Annotated in this window: 18 protein-coding genes and 5 tRNA genes; 12 read left to right on the top strand and 11 right to left on the bottom strand. The window is 20.9% G+C overall.

Annotated features, from left to right (window positions below; all coding sequences use genetic code 11):
- Positions 1-13: 13 nt before the first annotated feature.
- From rimM to rplS, 3 genes are read left to right on the top strand one after another with little or no spacing between them, the layout of a single operon-like run.
- The gene (gene rimM, locus BUCILAFE3058_RS01280; RefSeq protein ID WP_154061589.1) at positions 14-502 is read left to right on the top strand and encodes a ribosome maturation factor RimM; all 489 of its coding nucleotides are present in this window, start codon (positions 14-16) and stop codon (positions 500-502) included.
- Between the two features lie 39 nt (positions 503-541).
- Positions 542-1,255: a tRNA (guanosine(37)-N1)-methyltransferase TrmD gene (trmD, locus tag BUCILAFE3058_RS01285; RefSeq protein WP_154061590.1), complete on the top strand. Its 714-nt coding sequence runs from the start codon at positions 542-544 to the stop codon at positions 1,253-1,255.
- 51 nt (positions 1,256-1,306) lie between these two features.
- Positions 1,307-1,654: a 50S ribosomal protein L19 gene (gene rplS / locus BUCILAFE3058_RS01290; protein ID WP_154061591.1), complete on the top strand. Its 348-nt coding sequence runs from the start codon at positions 1,307-1,309 to the stop codon at positions 1,652-1,654.
- Between the two features lie 131 nt (positions 1,655-1,785).
- Here rplS and tldD read toward each other — a convergent pair whose 3' ends face one another.
- Positions 1,786-3,225, bottom strand: a complete 1,440-nt coding sequence (gene tldD, locus BUCILAFE3058_RS01295) for a metalloprotease TldD (protein ID WP_154061592.1) — start codon at positions 3,223-3,225, stop codon at positions 1,786-1,788.
- A 225-nt stretch (positions 3,226-3,450) separates the two neighbouring features.
- Here tldD and aroQ point away from each other — a divergent pair, with 225 nt between their 5' ends.
- Positions 3,451-3,921: a type II 3-dehydroquinate dehydratase gene (gene aroQ / locus BUCILAFE3058_RS01300; protein ID WP_154061593.1), complete on the top strand. Its 471-nt coding sequence runs from the start codon at positions 3,451-3,453 to the stop codon at positions 3,919-3,921.
- A gap of 9 nt (positions 3,922-3,930) precedes the next feature.
- On the opposite strand, the gene BUCILAFE3058_RS01305 is transcribed toward aroQ, so the two are convergent.
- The 3 genes from BUCILAFE3058_RS01305 to BUCILAFE3058_RS02095 form a co-directional block, all read right to left on the bottom strand.
- Positions 3,931-4,239 (bottom strand): helix-turn-helix domain-containing protein, encoded by a 309-nt coding sequence (locus BUCILAFE3058_RS01305; RefSeq protein ID WP_154061594.1) that lies wholly within the window; start codon positions 4,237-4,239, stop codon positions 3,931-3,933.
- Positions 4,240-4,406: 167 nt separating this feature from the next.
- Complete coding sequence (locus BUCILAFE3058_RS01310) at positions 4,407-5,195, bottom strand: RluA family pseudouridine synthase (protein WP_331866621.1); 789 nt, start codon at positions 5,193-5,195, stop codon at positions 4,407-4,409.
- Positions 5,186-5,371 (bottom strand): S4 domain-containing protein, encoded by a 186-nt coding sequence (locus BUCILAFE3058_RS02095; protein WP_232036983.1) that lies wholly within the window; start codon positions 5,369-5,371, stop codon positions 5,186-5,188. Before BUCILAFE3058_RS02095 ends, BUCILAFE3058_RS01310 begins: the two co-directional genes overlap by 10 nt.
- Before the next feature lie 279 nt (positions 5,372-5,650).
- Between BUCILAFE3058_RS02095 and alaS the strand changes: the two genes are divergently transcribed.
- The 4 genes from alaS to BUCILAFE3058_RS01330 all read left to right on the top strand — a co-directional run bounded on the left by alaS (position 5,651) and on the right by BUCILAFE3058_RS01330 (position 8,970).
- A complete protein-coding gene (gene alaS, locus BUCILAFE3058_RS01315) occupies positions 5,651-8,296 on the top strand; it encodes an alanine--tRNA ligase (RefSeq protein WP_154061595.1) in 2,646 nt (881 codons plus the stop codon).
- A gap of 114 nt (positions 8,297-8,410) precedes the next feature.
- Entirely contained in the window at positions 8,411-8,587 is a 177-nt protein-coding gene (gene csrA / locus BUCILAFE3058_RS01320) for a carbon storage regulator CsrA (protein WP_154061596.1), read from the top strand.
- Positions 8,588-8,793: 206 nt separating this feature from the next.
- Positions 8,794-8,880 (top strand) — tRNA-Ser (locus BUCILAFE3058_RS01325).
- Positions 8,881-8,896: 16 nt separating this feature from the next.
- Positions 8,897-8,970: transfer RNA gene (locus BUCILAFE3058_RS01330), tRNA-Arg, on the top strand.
- Positions 8,971-9,791: 821 nt separating this feature from the next.
- Here the strand turns inward: BUCILAFE3058_RS01330 and zapA are convergent.
- The 5 genes from zapA to BUCILAFE3058_RS01355 all read right to left on the bottom strand — a co-directional run bounded on the left by zapA (position 9,792) and on the right by BUCILAFE3058_RS01355 (position 11,289).
- Positions 9,792-10,085, bottom strand: a complete 294-nt coding sequence (zapA, locus tag BUCILAFE3058_RS01335; RefSeq protein WP_154061597.1) for a cell division protein ZapA — start codon at positions 10,083-10,085, stop codon at positions 9,792-9,794.
- A 93-nt stretch (positions 10,086-10,178) separates the two neighbouring features.
- Positions 10,179-10,835: a ribose-5-phosphate isomerase RpiA gene (gene rpiA / locus BUCILAFE3058_RS01340; RefSeq protein ID WP_154061598.1), complete on the bottom strand. Its 657-nt coding sequence runs from the start codon at positions 10,833-10,835 to the stop codon at positions 10,179-10,181.
- 161 nt (positions 10,836-10,996) lie between these two features.
- Positions 10,997-11,068 (bottom strand) — tRNA-Gln (locus BUCILAFE3058_RS01345).
- 43 nt (positions 11,069-11,111) lie between these two features.
- Positions 11,112-11,193: transfer RNA gene (locus tag BUCILAFE3058_RS01350), tRNA-Leu, on the bottom strand.
- A 22-nt stretch (positions 11,194-11,215) separates the two neighbouring features.
- A tRNA-Met gene (locus BUCILAFE3058_RS01355) sits at positions 11,216-11,289 on the bottom strand.
- A gap of 198 nt (positions 11,290-11,487) precedes the next feature.
- Here BUCILAFE3058_RS01355 and BUCILAFE3058_RS01360 point away from each other — a divergent pair.
- The 3 genes from BUCILAFE3058_RS01360 to polA all read left to right on the top strand — a co-directional run bounded on the left by BUCILAFE3058_RS01360 (position 11,488) and on the right by polA (position 17,636).
- Positions 11,488-13,146: a glutamine--tRNA ligase/YqeY domain fusion protein gene (locus BUCILAFE3058_RS01360; RefSeq protein ID WP_154061599.1), complete on the top strand. Its 1,659-nt coding sequence runs from the start codon at positions 11,488-11,490 to the stop codon at positions 13,144-13,146.
- A 233-nt stretch (positions 13,147-13,379) separates the two neighbouring features.
- Positions 13,380-14,675 (top strand): phosphopyruvate hydratase, encoded by a 1,296-nt coding sequence (gene eno, locus BUCILAFE3058_RS01365; RefSeq protein ID WP_154061600.1) that lies wholly within the window; start codon positions 13,380-13,382, stop codon positions 14,673-14,675.
- Positions 14,676-14,942: 267 nt separating this feature from the next.
- On the top strand, positions 14,943-17,636 hold the full coding sequence (gene polA, locus BUCILAFE3058_RS01370) for a DNA polymerase I (protein ID WP_154061601.1): 2,694 nt from the start codon (positions 14,943-14,945) through the stop codon (positions 17,634-17,636).
- Here the strand turns inward: polA and yihA are convergent.
- On the bottom strand, positions 17,619-18,221 hold the full coding sequence (gene yihA, locus BUCILAFE3058_RS01375; protein ID WP_232036998.1) for a ribosome biogenesis GTP-binding protein YihA/YsxC: 603 nt from the start codon (positions 18,219-18,221) through the stop codon (positions 17,619-17,621). The genes polA and yihA overlap by 18 nt on opposite strands.
- Before the next feature lie 357 nt (positions 18,222-18,578).
- On the opposite strand from yihA, the gene typA reads away from it, so the two are divergent.
- A complete protein-coding gene (gene typA / locus BUCILAFE3058_RS01380) occupies positions 18,579-20,390 on the top strand; it encodes a translational GTPase TypA (RefSeq protein WP_154061603.1) in 1,812 nt (603 codons plus the stop codon).
- Between the two features lie 366 nt (positions 20,391-20,756).
- Here the strand turns inward: typA and BUCILAFE3058_RS01385 are convergent, their stop codons facing one another.
- Positions 20,757-21,731: a hypothetical protein gene (locus tag BUCILAFE3058_RS01385; RefSeq protein WP_154061604.1), complete on the bottom strand. Its 975-nt coding sequence runs from the start codon at positions 21,729-21,731 to the stop codon at positions 20,757-20,759.
- Positions 21,732-21,755 lie beyond the last annotated feature (24 nt).

The raw sequence follows: 21,755 nt of genomic DNA on the forward strand, positions 1-21,755 counted from the left end.
TTAATTATAAATTATGATTATAGTAGGAAGAATAGGACATCCATATGGAATATTGGGATGGATTCATATAGTTTCATTTACAGAAATAAAAAAAAACATATTTAGTTATTTTCCATGGATATTAGAAAAATCACGTATAAATTTATATAAAAATGATATGATTATGTATCGAAAACATAGAGATCAATTCATCATAAAATTAAAGAATATAGATAATAGAAACCAAACATTGAATTTTATAAAACAAAATATATTAATTAAATCAAACCAATTACCGATATTAAATAATCAAGAATATTATTGGCATAACATTTTATATTGTCATATTTTTAATCTAAAAAATAAAAAAATAGGTTTAGTAACGGAAATACTAGAAAATAAAATTTATAATACATTAAAAATTTTTACTATTAAAAACAGTAAATATATATATATTCCATTTATACAGCCAGATATAATTAAAAAAATCGATATAAATAATAAAATAATCATAATTAGTTAGACTCAATATATATAACATATTAAAAAATAAGATAAAAATATGATAAAATTTAGTATTATTACAATTTTTCCAAAAATGTTTGATAGTATATTTCAATACGGAATCATTAATCAAGCTATTAAAAAAAAAATAATTAATATAAATATTTTTAATCTTAGAAATTATAGTATATACAAAAGAAATAAAGTAGATGATAAAATCTATGGTGGAGGTTCAGGAATGTTAATAATGTTTTTACCTTTATTGAAAGCAATCACTCATATAAAAAAAACCATTAAAAAACCTTCTTTAGTAGTTTATCTGTCTCCACAAGGAAAATTACTCCATCATAATAATATTAAACATTTTATTAAAGAAAAACATATAATATTTATTTGTGGTCGTTATAAAGGTATTGATGAACGTTTTTTAAAAACCGAAGTAGACGAAGAATGGTCAATTGGAGACTATATAGTAACAGGCGGTGAAATACCTGCAATGGTATTTATAGATGCTATTACACGAATGATACCCGGTGTATTAAATAATAAAAATTCTTTACTAGAAGAATCATTCAGTAATAATTTACTAGATTATCCAAATTATACACGACCAAAAAAAATTAATAATCAAACTGTACCTACAGTTTTGTTATCAGGTAATCATAAAAAAATAAAAAAATGGCGATTTAAAAAATCAATTCAAAATACTATTTTAAAAAAACCACATCTTTTAAAAAAATTAAATAAAATTAAAAATAATAAAATTATATAAAATAAATTTAATAAAATATTTTATTAAATTATTATATGAGATACTAAAAATATGAATAATTACATTCACTCAATTGAAAATCAATATAAAAAAAAAAATATTCCATTATTTAATTCAGGTGATTCTATGATTATAAAAATATGGATATTAGAAGGAAATAAAAAACGTCTTCAATCTTTTGAAGGAATTGTGATAGCTAAAAGAAATAGAAACCTTAATGCATCATTTACAGTTCGTAAAGTATCTAACGGAGAGGGAGTAGAAAGAACGTTTTTAATTCACTCTCCAAATATACATGAAATAACAATTACAAAAAAAGGATTAGTTAAAAAAGCAAAATTATATTATTTACGAAATCGTACTGGTAAGTCAGCAAGAATTAAAGAACGTTTAAAGTAATATATTTAATAATTAAAATAATATTAAATTATTAAACTTATTAAATAAATCTTTAAAAAATATATTTATTTATATAAATTATGCAGTCAGAATATTATAAATTGACTGCACAATATATAATTCATTTACTCTTAATATGTTCCACTAATAGTTAATTGATCTATTTTAATGGTTGGTTGACCAACATTTACTGGAACAGTTTGACCGTTTTTTTCACAATCACCTAATCCACTAGCCATTTGTAAATTATTTCCTACCATAGATATAGATTTCATTACTTCGGTTCCTGATCCAATTAATGTGGCTCCTTTTAATGGATAAATGATTTTACCATTTTTTACAAGATAAGCTTCTAAAGTTGAAAAAACAAAATTACCAGAAGTGATATCTACTTGCCCGCCACTGAAATTTACAGCATAAATACCATAATCTACACTATCTATAATATCTGCGTGTTTATCTAAACCCGCTAATAAATATGTATTTGTCATGCGAGGCATTGGTAAATGAGCATATGATTCTCGTCGACCATTTCCAGTACTTTTTTGACACATAATATGTGCATTTAATTTATCTTGTAAAAAGGATTTTAATATTCCATCTTTAATTAAAATGTTATATTTACCAGGTATCCCTTCGTCATCAATATTAATTGAACCTCTATTACCGTACAAAATTCCATTATCTACGATAGTACATAAATTAGAAGCAACTTGTTGGCCAATTTTTTTAGTAAATATAGATGTTTTTTTACGAATAAAATCTCCTTCTAAACCATGTCCAACTGCTTCATGAAATAAAATACCAGGCCAACCCGGACCTAGAATAACAGGAAAAGAACCAGCAGGAGATATTCTAGCAAATAATCTAACTAACGCAATACGAACTGCTTCTTTAGTCCATAATTCTATTAGCATTTGGTTATCATTTTGTTTTTTTAAAAAATCAGTAATTTTAAATCTGCCACCTCCACCATGAAAACCTTTTTCTCTCTTGCTATTTTGTTCAACCATAACCTCAATATTTACATAGATTAAAGGTCGAGAATCATTAGATAAAATTGTACTATCTGTAGATCCAATTAAAATTTTTTCATATTCACATGTTAATACAGCATGAACGTCAATTACACGATAATCTTGACTTCTAGCTAGACTATCAATATAGTTTAAAATATAAAGTTTTTTTTCAATATAACTGTCTTGTATTAAATTACATGATGTATACATATTTTCGATATGTAAATGTCCTTGTTTACTAATTATATTACCTCTTTTTATACTAGATAACATCTTACATACTGTATCAATTGAATTAGTTAAATTAGTTAATGTAATAGAATTAGTATAAGAAAAACTAGTAGAAATATTTTTTATAGCTCGTATCCCTACTCCTTCATCAAAAAAATAAATACCCTTTTTTATAATTTTATTTTCTAAAATCCATATTTCTTGTTCTTTTGATTGAAAATAAATATCTCCAAAATCAATATTATTATCTAACATATTATCCAATAACATAACAACATTTTTTTTATCAATATTATATTTATTTAATAAAATCTCTATCATTATTAAAAACCTTTTTATCAAGCTATAAATTTAAAAATAATAAAATTATTAAATATTTATTAAAAATTTATTAAAAATATTTAATGAAGTTATTTATATTATTTTTATATAAATGTTATTGTTATAATAAATATAAAATAACTACATAATACTTTTATTAAATGTTATTATATAAGTTATAAAATTAATATTATTTTTATAAAAATTCACATTAGTGAGGTTATGATGGGTAATAAATTTCAAATTTTATTAATTAATGGACCTAATTTAAATTTATTAGGAACACGAGAAACAAAAATATATGGTACAGAAACGCTGTTTCAAATTATCAAAAAAACAAAACATATAGCGCAACGTTTAAACGTTGAACTATACGATTTTCAATCTAATGCAGAACACAAGATAGTTGAAAAAATACATGAAAGCAAAAACCTTAAAATAGAATTTATATTAATTAATCCAGGAGCATTCGCTCATACTAGTATCTCCATAAGAGACGCATTGTTAGCTATACAAATTCCTTTTTTCGAAATTCATATTTCTAATATCTTTTCTCGAGAAAATTTTCGTTCACATTCATGGATATCTGATATATCTAATGGCATTATATCTGGATTTGGATCTGATGGATATATATGGGCTCTACATACCTCTGTAAATATGTTGTTAAAAAAAAATAAATATAACGATAAGTAAAAATAATAATTATTTAATAAATTTTTTATTTTGATAATATAGATTTAATTTTTTCCTCAATGTTCCACGGTTAATACCTAAAATTAAAGCGGCTTTTGTTTGATTACCTCGTGTATATTGCATAATACTATCAAATAAAGGTTTTTCTATTTCAGATAAAAACATTTGATATAAATTATTTTCTGTTTTTTCAATTACTATCAAAAAATAATTTTTTAAAGCTATTTTGATATAATTAATTAAAGGAGTATAAAATACTTCTTTATTTATAATATTTGATACTATGAACTGACTAGAATTTTTTTGATTATTAAACATATAGTTGCTTAGTTAGTTTTATAGAATTTGTTTTTTAAAAATTATATATGAAATATATTTTTATTTTAAAAATCATCTAATTTTTTAAAAAATAAAAATTATATTATATATAAATATATTATAATCTACTAATAAATAAATACAGTACATTATATATATTTTATATATCATTTCATATCTTCTGAATATAAAGAATGTAGTAATTGTACCATATCTACTGGCGGGCTAACTATCCAAGTCTGTAATTTATTTGTTATAGGGTGTAAAAACTTCAACATACTAGAATGTAAAGCTGGTCTAGAAAATTTTAATAATAAATTATATGTTGATTTAGAATAACCTAATAAATTTGGCTTAATACCTTTAGAGTATATGGAATCTCCAAATATTGGATGTAAAATAGAAGAAATATGCACTCTAATTTGATGCATTCTTCCTGTTTCTATAAAAATACGAATATGTGTATAATTTCTAAACATAGTAATTACTTTATAATGTGTAATTGCTTGTTTACCACCAATACCTACTGACATCATAGTTCTATTATAAATGTTTCTTTTAATAGGAACATTTATTGTTCCATTAAACTCAATACGACCAATTACAATTGCATCATATTCTTTAATAACTCTACGACGTTTAAATAAACCAATTAAATAATGATATGAAAAAATTGTCCTTGCTACAACTAATAAACCAGAAGTATTTTTATCTAATCGATGAACTATACCTGCTCTTGGTAACATACAATTATTTTTATAATGAAACATTAAAGAGTTTAATAAAGTTCCGGAAGTATGTCCGTAACCTAAATGAACAACTAAATTAGGTGGTTTATTTAAAACTAGTATTTCAGAATCTTTAAAAATTATATCTAAAAATATATTTTCTTTTTTTATTTCAATAAATTGAAAATTTTTTAATACATTGACTGAAATATGATCATTTAAAAAAATTTTTTTTTTGGAATACTGACAATAATATTATTAACAGATACATAGCCTAATAAAATCCATTTTTTTATACATGAACGAGAAACTAAAGAGATATACTGAGCTAAAATTTTATCTAATCTAGAATAGGTTGATTGAGATGAAGAAACTACAAAATTTAATTTAATCAAATTAGGCATATTGTACTCACTAAATTTTATTTATTAAACAATATATAAAATATATTTATATTATTTTAACATAAAAATATGATAATATTATAAATTTTATTAATTATTATATATTATTTTAATTTATATAATAATTATTATATATAAAATTATTTATATATATAAATAAAATAAAAAATATATTATGCAAAATATTTATCTAATACAAATATTATTTATAGATACATATTATGATATGTCAAAATCATATTATTTTAATCTATTTATATTTTATAGGCATAAAAATATATGAAAACTGACAAAATTCGTAACTTATTTTTACAATTCTTCAAAGAAAAAAATCATGATATTATTCCAAGCAGTTCTTTAATTCCTAAAAATGATAATACTTTATTATTTACAAATGCAGGAATGAACCAATTCAAAAATATATATTTAGGATATAAAAAAAATAATATATCATCTTTTACTAGTGCTCAATACTGTATGCGAACAGGCGGTAATCACGATGACTTAAAAAAAGTGGGTTATCAACCTTATCATCATACCTTATTTGAAATGCTAGGAAATTTTAGTTTTGGAGAATATTTTAAAGAAACTGCTATTAGTTATGCATGGGAATTTTTAACAGATAAAAAATGGCTTAATATACCAAAAGAAAAAATATGGATTACATATTATTATCGTGATATTGAAACAAAAAAAATTTGGTTAAATATTATTAATATTAAACCCAACCATTTAATCGTAATGTATGATAAAAATAATATAAAATATAACTCTGATAATTTCTGGAGAATGGGAGATTCCGGTCCATGTGGTCCATGTACAGAAATTTTTTATAATCAACGATCGTATTATAAAAAGATCGATATAGTTAATAACTATAATGAATTTAAAAAATATTTTGTAGAAATTTGGAATTTAGTATTTATGCAATTTAATCAAATTAAATCCAATAAGCTAATTGATTTACCAACTCCATCAGTAGATACAGGTATGGGATTAGAACGTATATCTGCGGTTTTACAAAACGTTTCTTCAAGCTATAAAACAAATAATTTTATAAAACTAATAAAATCTATCGAAAAAACAATATCAATAAAAAAAAATAATCGTATTTCATTAAGAATTATTGCAGATCATATCCGTGCATCCGTTTGCTTGATTGCTGAAAATATAGTTCCTGGTAATGAAGGAAGAAATTATATTCTTAGAAAAATAATAAGACGCGCATTAATTCATGGATATTTTATGGGTTTACATAAACCATTTTTTTATAAATTATCTAAATTTGTTATTAGTAGTATGAAACAAATTAATTATGATTTCAATCTTTCTAAAAAAATAGATGTTATAAAAAATATTTTATTTCATGAAGAAAAACAATTTCATAACGTATTAAAAATAGGAATATATAAGCTACAGGAAGAAATTAAAAATAATAAGATATCTACAAAAAAAATATTATATTTATACGAAACATTCGGTTTACCTGTCGAAGTAACTTTAGATATCTGTAAAGAAAAAAAAATTTCAATTAATTTAAATAAAATAAATAAACTAATAAAATTAAATAAAAATAAAATAATTCAAAAAAAAATTAAAGAAAAAAAAAATAATCTATATATAACATTAATTACAAAAAAATCTATTTTTGATGGATATGATACATATATAAAAACATCAAAAATTACCCAAATAGTTTATAATGATAAACTTATATCACATTTACATGAAAACTGCATGGGAATTTTAGTATTAAATATCACACCTTTTTATAGCAAATCAAGCGGACAAATAGGAGATACAGGTAAAATAACTAATAATAATGGAATATTCATTGTAAAAAAAACAAAAAAAAACGGAAATCTTATCGCACATATAGGATATATGCAGAGTGGAACTTTACATGTAAATGATATAGTTACCGCTAAAATAAATATTAAAAAAAGAAAAATCATACAATCTAATCATACATCTACTCATTTATTGCATGCAGCATTAAATAAAATTTATAAATCAGAAATAATACAAAAAGGATCTTACATTGACGATCAATATCTAAGATTTGATTTTATTTATAATTATAAAATTACTGAAAAAGATATTTATAAATTAGAAAAAATAATAAATAAAAAAATTCAAAAAAATATATCAATTAATTCTATTATTACATCTATAGATAAAGCAAAAAAATATAATGCTATATATTTATCTTCAAAAAAATATAAAAAAATAGTTCGTATGATTTGTATTAAAAATTTCTCTATTGAATTATGTAATGGTACTCATCATAAAACTACTGGTAAAATTGGATGTTTTAAAATTATTTCGTATAAAAATATTGGAAATTCAACAAAACGTATTATAGCAATAACCGGTTTACATGTTATAAAATATATCAATGAAAAAATAAAAAAAGAAAAAAAAATAAAAAATCTATTTACAAATAATCAAAATAATATTTACCAATCAATAAAAAAATCACTTAATATTATCAAGAATATAAAAAAAGAAAACATACAATTAATAAACCAAAATGTTTTACAGATTTCTAAAAATCTAATATCGACAGCATATACGATTAACAATGTATATATTATTGTTGCATCTTTATCCAATTTAAAATACATAATTCTCAGAAATATATCTGATGCTATTAAAAAAAAATTAAAATATGCAATTATTATATTAACTAATACAAACATTTCGATGATACAGTTTTTAATTAGTGTTACAACAAAAACAATTAAACATATTAATGCATTAGATATTATGAACACATTATTTTCTATATTATCCGGTAAAGGTGGTGGTAGTAAACATCTTGTAGAAGGAAAATTAAATAATAATAAATTTATTTCAAATCATCTAAATATTATTAAAGAAAAAATTATAAATAATATAAAAAATAATAATTTAAATAAATAATATTATTATTAAATTTATAAAGATTTATTAAAAATATATACAAATATATTATGTTATTTATATAACATATTTAAAAAATAAAAACATGTTTATTTCATAAAAGGAATCAAAGGAATGCTTATTTTAACTCGTCGAATTGGCGAAACATTAATAATCGGCGATGAAATAACAATAACAATTTTAGGAATTAAAGGAAATCAAATTCGTGTAGGTATTAATGCTCCTAAAAAAATATCTGTACATAGAGAAGAAATCTACAAAAGAATTCAATTAGAAAAAAATAAAAAATAAATTTTTACTGTATTTTGTAAACATACAAAATACAGTATTAACGCTATTATAAAACAATAATAATATTATTATTATTTTTATAAAATTATTTATAAATTATCTTTTATATGGTATTATACAATTAATAAAATTATAATTTTATTAAAAAAAATCTATTTGACTCTTTTTGTTATAATTAGTATTATATATATAATATATAATATCTCGGTGAGATGGCCGAGTGGTTTAAGGCGCTCCCCTGCTAAAGGAGTATGTACTAATCTGCATCGAGGGTTCAAATCCCTCTCTCACCAAAATAATATTATTTATGCATCCGTAGCTTAGTTGGATAGAGCACTCGGCTACGAACCGAGAGGTTGAAGGTTCAAATCCTTCCGGATGCATAAATAATATTTTTTTATTAAAAAATTTAATATAAATAAAATGTTTATATATACTTATTACAATATAGATTTTTTATATTTTATATATTTCTAAAATTTATTCTAACTAATTAATCAAAATTAATTCAATCAAAAAAAACCATTATTCATTATTATATAAATATAGTTAGACTAAAAATAGGAGATTTAATTCATATATTTAATAAAACTAATCATATATTTATATATATGAATATTAGATATAAATAAAAAAAATATTTTTATTAAAACAATTTATAAAAAAAAAATAAAGACTCATTACTTAATATTTATTAAATAATAATTTTTATCTAAAAAATAAAGTTTTTCCAGTAGAAAATTAATAGAATTAGGAATTAAATAAATCACTCCAATTATTATAAACAAGAAAAATTATAAAAAATATAAAAAATGTATTATTATAAAAAATTAATTATCTTTACATGCATATAATCAAAAATAAATATTGTTCCTAAATTAAATACACTGCTTACAATATATCAATAATAATTCTACACCTACAAAATGTAGTGAATTATTTTTGATATAGATGCAATAAAAAATATATATTATATTTTTAATTAATATAAAAATATTTTTATATTAATTTGGATCTGAAAAAGAATTTCTTGATAATCAAACTAAATATGCAAAAAAAATTTTAAATATAAAATTAGGACATAAAATATTAAGAATAGAAACATCTGTTTTTATAGCTATAACAGCATTAAAAGTACATTTAGGAAGATATATAATAATATTTATTAATTTAAAATAAATAATTATATAATTAAAAAGTACTTTTATTCTTTATTTAAAGCAGTATCTATCATTTCAGTTAATACTAACATTCTAGATTTTATATGTTTGATACAATGAACAGATTTTTGTTTTTCTAATTCTAATTCATGACAGATATTTAAAGCAGTTATAAAAATTAATTGCTCTATATTATATGCACCTGTTTTTTCTTTCAGTTCTTTTAATCGTTTATTTAGAACATCAGCTGTATAATATAAATCTGAAGAATTTTTATCAGGACAACTAACCCGTATAGAACGTCCTAAGAATTCTACATCAATAGATTGTGAAGACATAACTTATTCTCTAATATAGTTTATTTAATAAAAATCTATATAATAGAAATTACTATTAATATAGTCGTTAATAAAAATTTTAAAAATAATTTATTACCTCGATATTAGTTTTACCTTATCAAAATAACTGACTAATAACAAATCAGCTTTTCTCTTACAAAATAATCCTACAGAAACTATACCGGGGATGTTATTCATTTTACTTTCTAAATTAATAGGATTTTTAATACATAAATTATGTATATCAATAATATAATTACCATTGTCTGTAGTAAAATTTTTTCTATATTTTGGTATACCACCTATTTTTATAATTTCTCTAGATACACTTTTTGTAGCCATAGGTATAACTTCAATTGGAATAGGAAAATTATCAAATTTTGATACATATTTTGATTTATCAATAATACATAAAAATTTATTAGCAACAGAAGCAATGATTTTTTCTCTAGTAAGCGCTCCTCCTCCTCCTTTTATCATTTCCATAGAATAATTAACTCTATCTGCACTATCAATGTAAATATCTAACGAATTTAATGTATTAAGATCTACAATAGGAATATTGAAATTTTTTAACCATTTTTCTGAAATGCAAGAACTAGATACAGCTCCTTTAATATGTTTTGAAATAGTTGATAATTCTTCAATAAAAAACTTTATTGTAGAACCTGATCCAATCCCAATAATGGAATTTTCTGGAATATAATCTAAAGCAGATCTCGCTACAGATTTTTTTAACGCATCTAACATATATTCTCCATAATATATAAAAATTATTAAATAAAAATATAGATATAATCGTAAAATAATCCGAAACCTATAATTAAATGTTTAGATATACTAGATATATATTTTTAAAGTACTAAATCTTTAATTAATAATATAATTGTATTAATTAAATAATATTCTATCTGGGGTACCTGGATTCGAACCAGGGATGCCGGTATCAAAAACCGGTGCCGTAACCTCTTGGCTATACCCCAAAAATATACTATTATAAATATTTTAATTAATTAATATTAATTATACGGAAGGCGAGATTTGAACTCGCAAACCTTGCAGTGCCAGAACCTAAATCTGGTGCGTCTACCATTTTCGCCACTTCCGCAAAATAAATAAAATAATTTTAATGGCTATAACGAGAATCGAACTCGTGACCTCAGCGTTATGAGTGCTGTGCTCTAACCAACTGAGCTACATAGCCGAATTATTCATTAAAAAATAATATTTATATAATAATTTTACACAAATATTTTTTTTTTACAATAAAAATTTATAAATAAACCATTATTTTTCATATTTTAAAAATAATTTATTTTTTTTTAAAAAAACGTGATATTAAATTAAATTTTTAATAAAATATATATACTTTATATATAAACTAATTAAGGACATTTTAATAATGATAAATATAAAAAATAACTTCATAAATAAAATAATAAAAAATTCAATATTAAAAAATCCTAACCGTAAAATACGAACACGATTCCCTCCAGAACCTAATGGTTATTTACATATTGGACATGCTAAATCTATTTGTTTAAATTTTAATATTGCTAATAGATATAATGGAACTTGTAATCTTAGATTTGATGATACAAATCCTAAAAAGGAAAATAAAAAATATGTTAATGCGATCAAAAAAGATATAAAATGGTTAGGTTTTAACTGGTATAAAAATTCAAAATATACTTCAAATTATTTTAAAAAACTATATAAATATGCTGTCCAATTAATTCAAAATAATCTAGCATATATTGATGAATTGAATGCACAAGAAATCAAACAATATCGAGGAACGTTAAAAGAAAAAGGAATTAATAGTCCATTTAGAAACCGACCTATTAAAGAAAATTTAACATTATTTAAAAAAATGAAAAATGGTATATTTAAAGAAGGATCAATGTGTTTACGCGCAAAAATAAATATGGAATCCCCATACATTATTTTACGTGATCCAGTTTTATATCGAATTATTTTTTCTAAACATCATCAAACTAAAAATGAATGGTGTATTTATCCAATGTATGATTTTGCTCATTGCATTGTAGATGCTTTAGAAGAGATTACACATTCCTTATGTACATTAGAGTTTATAGATAATCGTCAATTATATATATGGATATTAAAAAAATTAAATTTTACCCAAAAACCTCCTAGACAATATGAATTTTCTAAATTAACTTTAGAACATACAATTTTATCTAAAAGAAAAATACAAAAACTAATAGATACTAAATTAGTAAATGGATGGAATGATCCAAGATTACATACAATATCAGGTTTGAGAAATAAAGGATATACAAAAAATTCTATTAAAACATTTTGTCAAAAAATTGGAATCACTAAACAACAAAATATGATAGAATTATCCTTATTAGAATCTTGCATAAGAAAAGACTTAAATATGTCGTCTCCTAGACGAATGGCAGTAATTAATCCAGTTAAACTAATCATTACTAATATTGATAAATATCATATAGAATACTTAGATGCTCCAAATCATCCTCAAATAAAAGAAATGGGTACCAGAAAAATTCTATTTTCTAACGAAATATATATTGAAAAAGAAGATTTTTGTAAAAAACCAAATAAAAACTATAAAGGATTAGTGTTAGGAAAAAAAGTTCGACTAAAATATTCTTATGTAATTCAAGCAAATAAAATTTTAAAAAATAAAAATAACGAAATATCATGTATTTTATGCACATATGATTTAAATAAAACAAAAAAAAACAAACAAATAAAAAATAATTATAATATAATTCATTGGATATCTTCAAAAAATTCTATTAAAGTTCAATTTCATTTATTTGATGTTTTATTTAAAAGTAAAAATGCTGAAAAAGAAAGTAACATTATACAAGCATATAATCCTAATTCATGTATAATTAAAACAGGATATGTTGAATCTATTATAAAAAATGAAAAAATTAAACATGCCTATCAATTTGAAAGAATAGGATATTTTTTAAAAAAAAATAAAAAATATGAAAATACTACTATAGTATTTAATAGAATTGTATCTCTAAAAAATAAATATAAGAAATTCATTAAATAAAATTAACAAAATAAAATTAAATATCAATTTCATTATTAAAGACTAATTAATAATAAAATTATTAAAATATTTAATAAAAATATATACATCTATGTTTTATAGAAATTAATACTTATTAATAAAATATAATAATTTTTAAAATTAATAATATTTAATATTCAAAAATAAAATCAATCAAAAAAAAAAAAAAAAAAATAATATATTATAAAAGTCTTTTATGAAAAGGATAAAAAATGTCACAAATTAAAAAAATATTTGCTCGAGAAATACTAGATTCACGCGGTTACCCTACAGTTGAAGCTGAAGTTCATCTTAAAAGTGGACATATTGGATTAGCTTCTTCTCCTTCTGGTGCATCTACAGGATCAAAAGAAGCATTAGAATTAAGAGATGGTGATAAAAATCGTTTCTTTGGAAAGGGAGTCAAAACCGCAGTAAACTATATTAATAAAAATATTTCTCGTGCATTAATAAACAAGATATCTGATAATCAAAAAGAAATTGATAATTGTATGATTCAACTAGACGGTACTCAAAATAAATCAAAATTTGGAGCTAATGCTATCTTGGCTGTATCACTCGCAATTGCAAAATCTGTTGCATCTGAAAAAAATATTCCTTTTTACTCTTATATTTCTCAAATTAATAAATCAAATAATAATTTTTCTATTCCACTTCCTATGATCAATATTATTAATGGTGGAATGCACGCTAATAATAATATTGACATTCAAGAATTTATGATTCAGCCTATAGGAGCTAAAAATATTAAACAAGCTATTCAAATGGGATCAGAAATTTTTCATACATTAGGAATTCTTCTTCAAGATAAAGGATATTCAACATGTGTTGGAGACGAAGGAGGATACGCTCCAAATCTACATTCTAACGAAGAAGCATTATCTATGATTAGTTTAGCTGTAGAAAAATCTAATTATGAATTAGGAAAAGATATTACATTTGCAATAGATTGTGCAGCATCAGAACTATTTGATAAAAAAACAAAAAAATATAAATTAATATATGAAAATAAAGTATTTAATTCACAAGAATTTACACATTATTTAGAAAGACTTACTTCTAAGTATCCGATCTTATCTATAGAAGATGGACAACATGAGAGTGACTGGGATGGTTTTATATACCAAACACATATTTTAGGTAAAAAAATACAATTAGTGGGTGACGATTTGTTTGTAACAAATAAAAAAATTTTAAAATATGGAATTGATAAAAAAATCGCTAATGCAATATTAATAAAATTAAATCAAATAGGAACATTAACTGAAACATTAGAAACTATTCAATTAGCTAAAAAAAACAAATACTCTGTAATTATATCTCATCGATCCGGAGAAACAGAAGATACTAGCATTGCAGATTTATCAGTAGGAACATCAGCAGGACAAATTAAAACTGGATCTATGTGTAGATCAGATAGAACAGCAAAATATAATAGATTAATTAGAATCGAGGAAACTTTAAATAACACAAATATTCCTTTAATAAATAATTTAAATAAACTATGATTAAAATAATCAATATATTAAAATTATTTAAAAAACATATAATTATTCATTTTTTATTCAAAAATAGGGGGTATTCCCCTTATTAAAAGTTTTATTTGTAAAAGTACCAATTAAATTGTTTAAAATATATAAATAATTAATACCTAAATCATACTTATCTAAGTAATTAAAAATATTAATACTGATTAAAAAAATACTATAAATATATACAAGTATATATTTTAAAATTAATACTAAATATAAAATATTTACTATATTAGGATATACATGAATAAAAAAAAAATAATATTAATAGATGGACATTATTGTTTATATCAAACATATTTTTCATTTTCAAAATTAAAAAACAATAATGGAGATCCTACCGGAGTACTATACGGTTATATTAAAATATTTAATAAATTAATAGAAATATTTAATCCTGTAAAAATAATAGTTATATTTGACACTCCGACACAAAATTTTAGACACAAACTATATATAAAATATAAAAATAATAGATCACCAATGCCTAAAAATCTAAAAAAACAAATAAAACCATTAAAAGAAATAATAAAAGTATTGGGTATACCTATCGTTAGCATTAATAATATTGAAGCTGATGATATAATAGGTACATTATCTAAACAATTTAAAAAAAAAAAATATTATATATTAATATATAGTGCTGATAAAGATTTAATTCAATTAATTAACAAACAAGTTTCTATTATTCCCGGAAATTTTAAAAAAGAAATATTAAATAAAAAAAATATATATCAAAAATATGGAATATTACCCAAATATATAGCAGATTTTTTAGGTTTAGTTGGTGATTCATCTGATAATATTCCAGGAGTACCTGGAATAGGTAAAAAAACTGCTATGATTCTTTTAAAACATTTTAAGTCTATAAAAGATATATATAATAATATTGATAAAATTTATAATTTACCTATCAAAAACATAAAAAATATTACAAATAAATTAAAAGAAAACAAAAAAACAGCTTTTTTATCATATAATTTAACCAAAATCAATAATAATATATTAAAAAATGATTTTATTAATACAATTAAAGATTATCCAATTAATATACCACTATTATTAAAAATATTTAAAAATTATCAATTTAATCAATATATTGAAAATATATGTGATAATAAATTTCCCGTAATTAATAGATACAAAAAAAATAAAAATAATAATAAATATATTGAAATTGTCAATAATAAAATTCTATCACAAATAGTAGAAATATTAACTCAAGAAAAAATATTTTCTATAGCTATAGCTATTACGCCTACAAACACAAAAAATAATATTTTTTCTATATCCATGTCTGTTAAAAGTCATATAACATGGTGGTATGTGTCTAATTATATAGACTATAATACAACTAATATTAATGAAACAATTATTTTAAATACCATTAAACCTATTTTAGAAAACAAAAAATATCGCAAAATAGGTACAAATTTAAAAAATATGTTTCATATTTTAAAAAAATTTAACATTACATTACACGGAATATATTTTGATACATCAATTGCATTTTATGATTATGAATTCAATAACTTATATCAAGATTATCAAAAATATCTTATAAAAACATACATTATAAAAAATAAAAATTTTAATTTAGAAAAATCAATCAGTGATATTATACAAAAATCTTATATATCGTTAAAAATATATTTAAAAACTAAAAAATACTTTAAAGTAAAAAATAAAAAAAAAACATTTTATTCTATTGATATGCCTTTATTACAAGTATTATCAATCACAGAAAATAACGGCGTATTAATAAAAAGAAAAATACTAAAAAAACAAAAAATAAAAATTACAAATACATTACATAAATTAAAAAAAAAGATATATCATATAAATCAAGAAAAATTCAATATCAACTCTAATAAACAATTACAGAATATATTATTTAAAAAATATAATTTTCCGTATTCGCAAAAAACAAAAAACGGTAGTATTTCTACTAATGAAAAAGTTCTTCTAAAATTATCTAAAATTCACAAATTACCAAAAATTATTTTACAATATAGAATTCTAAACAAATTAAAAAATACTTATTTAAAAAAATTAATAAAATCAATAAATAAAAAAACTAATAAAATTCATACTACATACTATCAAACATCTACTTCAACAGGACGATTATCTTCTAGAAATCCTAACTTACAAAATATTCCTATTAAAACTAAATTAGGAAGAAAACTCAGAATAGCGTTTATTGTAAAAAAAAAATGGTTATTATTAACTGCAGATTATTCTCAAATTGAATTAAGAATCATAGCACATTATTCGAAAGATAAAAAAATGATAAAAAATTTATCATATAATCAGGATATACATCTTGAAACAGCAAAAAATATTTTTAAAATAAAAAATAAAAAAGTAAAATTTTTTCATAGAAATATTGCTAAAATTATAAACTTTTCTATATTATATGGAATTAGCCCATTTGGACTAGCTCAAAAATTAAATATTTCTATATTAGAAGCTAGCGAATATATAGAAAATTATTTTTTAACATATAAAAGAGTTAAAAAATATATTAAACATATTTATAGTATGGCAAAAAAAAATAAATATATAACTACTTTATTTGGTAGAGATATATATATACCTAACATTAACTCAAATAATATAATATTAAAAAAATATGCAAAACGTTTTTGTATAAATTCAATTATACAAAATACTGCTTCAGATATTATAAAAACATCTATGATTAAACTAAATACTATCTTTCAAAAAGAATTTTATAATGATGTAAAAATAATTATGCATATACATGACGAACTAATATTTGAAATAAAAGAAGAAAAAAAAAATCAATTAATAGATTTAATTAAATATTATATGGAAAATAACACAAAATTAATAGTTCCTTTATATGTTTCTATTAAAACAGGAAAAAACTGGAAAGAAATAAAACCTTATACATTACATACATCTATATAATAGATACCATTTATATAATTGATTTTGTATAAAAAAAATATCTGATTTTATAAATTTAGAAAAACTACATACAGTAACATTTATATTCAAATCTAACAAAATATCATTGATATATAATAATTTTTTCGTTAACTGTTGTTTAGAAACTTTATCACTTTTTGTTAAAACTAATAAAATAGGTAATAATTTATGTTGTAATGTTCTTAAAATAGTTAAATCTAATGATTTAATAGCAACACGAATATCAGATAATATAACAATTCCACGTAAACATTTTCTATTTTTTAAATAAAAAAATAAACTTTTATTTAATAATTTTTTAGTTACATGGTCTATTTTTGAATATCCGTATCCTGGAAAATCTAATAATCTAAAATCTGATACGATACTAAAGAAATTTATTGTTCTTGTTCTACCAGGTAATTTACTAACTCGTGCTAATTTTTTATTATTAGTAATACAATTAATCATACTAGATTTTCCGGAATTAGAATAACCTAACAGCGCTACTTCTATTCCAATAAAATCTTCTAAATTAAAAGAATTAACAATACTTTTTAAAAAAAACGTTTTATTAAATTGCATATTATTCAAACAAATGTTTTCCATATTAATAAATAAAATTAATGATAATAATAATTAATGTAAAAATAAGATTTATGTTTAAAAAAATATTGTAAAATATAAATATAATTATACATTAAAAGTATTAATATTCAGACAATATATTAAAAATTTTTTAAAAATATCAAAATAATAATTTACAGAAAAATTAAATATTTTTAATAAATTAAAATTTATTTATATATTAAATAATTTATATTTAATATATAAATAAATTATATAACATAATTAAATTTAAAATAGTAAATAATATTTTTTATTAAATAAAAATATAATATTTATTACATATAAACTCTTAAAGATAAAAATGGTACTCATATGAATAAAATGATTAGAAATATTGCTATCATCGCTCATGTTGATCATGGAAAAACAACATTGCTAGATCAATTATTACAACAATCTGGTACTTTTCAGCAACATGAAGAAAAAATAGATAGAATAATGGATTCTAATGAACTAGAAAAAGAAAGAGGTATTACTATACTATCAAAACATACATCTATAACATGGAAAAACTATCATATTAATATTATTGATACACCAGGTCATGCAGATTTTGGAGGAGAAGTAGAAAGAATATTATCAATGGTAGATTCTGTATTATTAGTAGTAGATGCATTTGAAGGTCCAATGCCTCAAACACGATATGTTACTAAAAAATCGTTTTTATACAAAATAAAACCAATTATTGTAATTAATAAAATGGATAGACCTACCATAAGACCAGACTGGGTTATTAATCAAATATTTGATTTATTTGTTGATTTATCAGCTAATGACGACCAATTAGATTTTCCTGTAATATATACATCAGCTTTACTAGGTCATTCTGGATATCATCCTGATAAAATGCATAATAATATGATTCCACTATTAAATGCTATCATAAAATATACTCCTATACCAACTATATCATCAAAAGATTTTCTTCAAATACAAATATCTCAATTAGATTTCAATAATTATTTTGGAATGATTGGAATTGGAAAAATACAACAAGGACAAATAAAAACTAATCAAATAGTTTCAGTATTAAGAAATAAAAAAAAAATTTATACAGGAAAAATAAATAATATACTCAAATTCTATGGATTAAAACAAAAAAAAATAGAGATAGCGTCTACTGGTGATATTATTGCAATTACAGGATTAAATGATATTCAAATATCAGATACTATTTGTGATCCTGAATTTTTATATCCATTACCTAATCTAAAAATAGATGAACCAACAGTCAATATGTTATTTTGTGTAAATCAATCACCTTTTTGTGGTACAGAAGGTAAATATATAACTTCTCGTCAAATTTTAGAACGACTTAAAAAAGAAACTATTCGAAATATTTCTTTAAAAGTTCAAGAAACTAAAAATTCAAATATTTTTTCCGTTTCAGGAAGAGGAGAATTACATTTATCTATTTTATTAGAACAATTACGAAGAGAAAATTTTGAAGTAGAAGTTTCAAGACCTAAAGTAATTTTTAAAACAAAAAATAATGTTTTAACTGAACCTTTTGAAATAGTATTATTAGATATTGAAAAAAAACACCAAGGACAATTAATACAAAAATTAGGTGAATTAAGAGGTGAAATACAAAGCATTATGTCTAATGAATATAATAGAATCCAAATTGAATGTATATTATCTAGTAGATCTCTAATTGGATTTAGATCTGAATTCATGAACATCACTTCTGGTAGTGGAACTTTCTTTTCGTCTATTAGTCATTATAGTGAAGTTCAAAAAAACCAATTTGGACAAAGAAAAAACGGAGTTCTTATTGCAAAAAAAACTGGAACAGCCGTATCCTTTTCTATAAATAATCTACAAAATCGTGGAAAAATGTTCATACAACATGGTGAAAAAGTATATGAAGGTCAAATAATTGGAATACATAATAGATCTAATGATCTAACAGTTAATTGTTTAATTGGTAAAAAATTAACTAACATGCGTGCTTCCGGTACTGACGAAGCTATTACTTTAATTACACCAATTAAAATTACTTTAGAATATGCTCTTAATTTTGTCAACGACGATGAATTAATTGAAGTAACACCTAATTCAATACGATTTAGAAAAATATATTTAAAAGAAAGTGATAGAAAAAAATTTAAAAAAAAATAATATTTTTATCTAATAAATAAATATTTATAAAATTATTATTTTAAATAATTATAAAAGAGAATCTTTATTTTATAAAAGATTCTTTTTACCAAATAAAAATCATAAATAAATTTATGAAAAAAATAACCTATTAAATACAATTTATTTTAAATAAAATTTAATTATAAATATCTATTACTAAAGTTTCAAAATTTATTAGTATTATTATACTTAATAATATATAAACTAGTATTTAATCAATTTACTATATTGAATTATATATATAATAATATATATATTATATTATATAAACTCATATAAAAATAAAATAATGAATCTTATACTATTTAATAAAAGATAATATTATGTACATTTACATACTTGAATTTAAAATATTCTAAATTTAATATTTGGATTAGATGATAGCAAAAAAATATTTTTATTTTTTAAAAATTTCTTCTTCATACGAACTTGTAATAATATTTTATTCTTGTATATTGAAACCCATGCTAATACTATTCCAACATTATATATATCATGTGTTTGATTATCAAAATAATTAATATATTCAAATATTTTAGGATTATGTAGATAATTCTTACCTATTAAAGTACAAACAATAAACTGATTTATTTTTTTATTTTCATATTTACATAACATCTCTTGACCATAATAACAACCTTTATTAAAATCAATAGCATTCCATTTTTTTAAACCCAATGATTGTAATATAAATTGACCAGATATTTTATCATTAAAAACTGGAAAACATGATTCAATATCTAATCCTAACCACTGTTTACTATCAGTAAATATAGCATTTTTATTCATAAATTCTAAAAAATTAAATAATTGACTCTTATGTACAATTATTAAAAACCTATCAATAGGTTTATTAATTTTTAAAATAATTGTTTTATTAATAATAATTAATGATCGATTTTGACTAAAATTTTTTAAAAAAAAATTCTTTAATAAAGAGATTCCATTTGGACCTGATAATCCAAATATTCTAAAATTTTCTTCTTTAAAAATATTTACTTGAGAGAATAAAGAATATTTTTTCAATTCATGTATATGTTTTTGATATACTGAAGATTGTATAACATATAAATAACAATCATAATATTGAAATATTAAAAAAGAAGTCCATACTTTTCCGTTAATATTGCAATGAGCACCAATTTTATATTTATATTGATCAATTAAATTCATATCTATAGTGAATTGATTATTTAAATATTTTGTTTTATCTATTCCTGTAACACAAATTAAGGAATAACTTTTTAGTTCCATGAAAACATTATAAGATAAATTTTTACTTAAATTAATTATTGTGTTATTTACAATATTACTGTTCATAGAATTATATGTACCTTAAAATAA

Origin of the sequence: Buchnera aphidicola (Cinara laricifoliae) (assembly GCF_900698945.1) — a bacterium.
Lineage (GTDB): Bacteria > Pseudomonadota > Gammaproteobacteria > Enterobacterales > Enterobacteriaceae > Buchnera_F > Buchnera_F aphidicola_AC.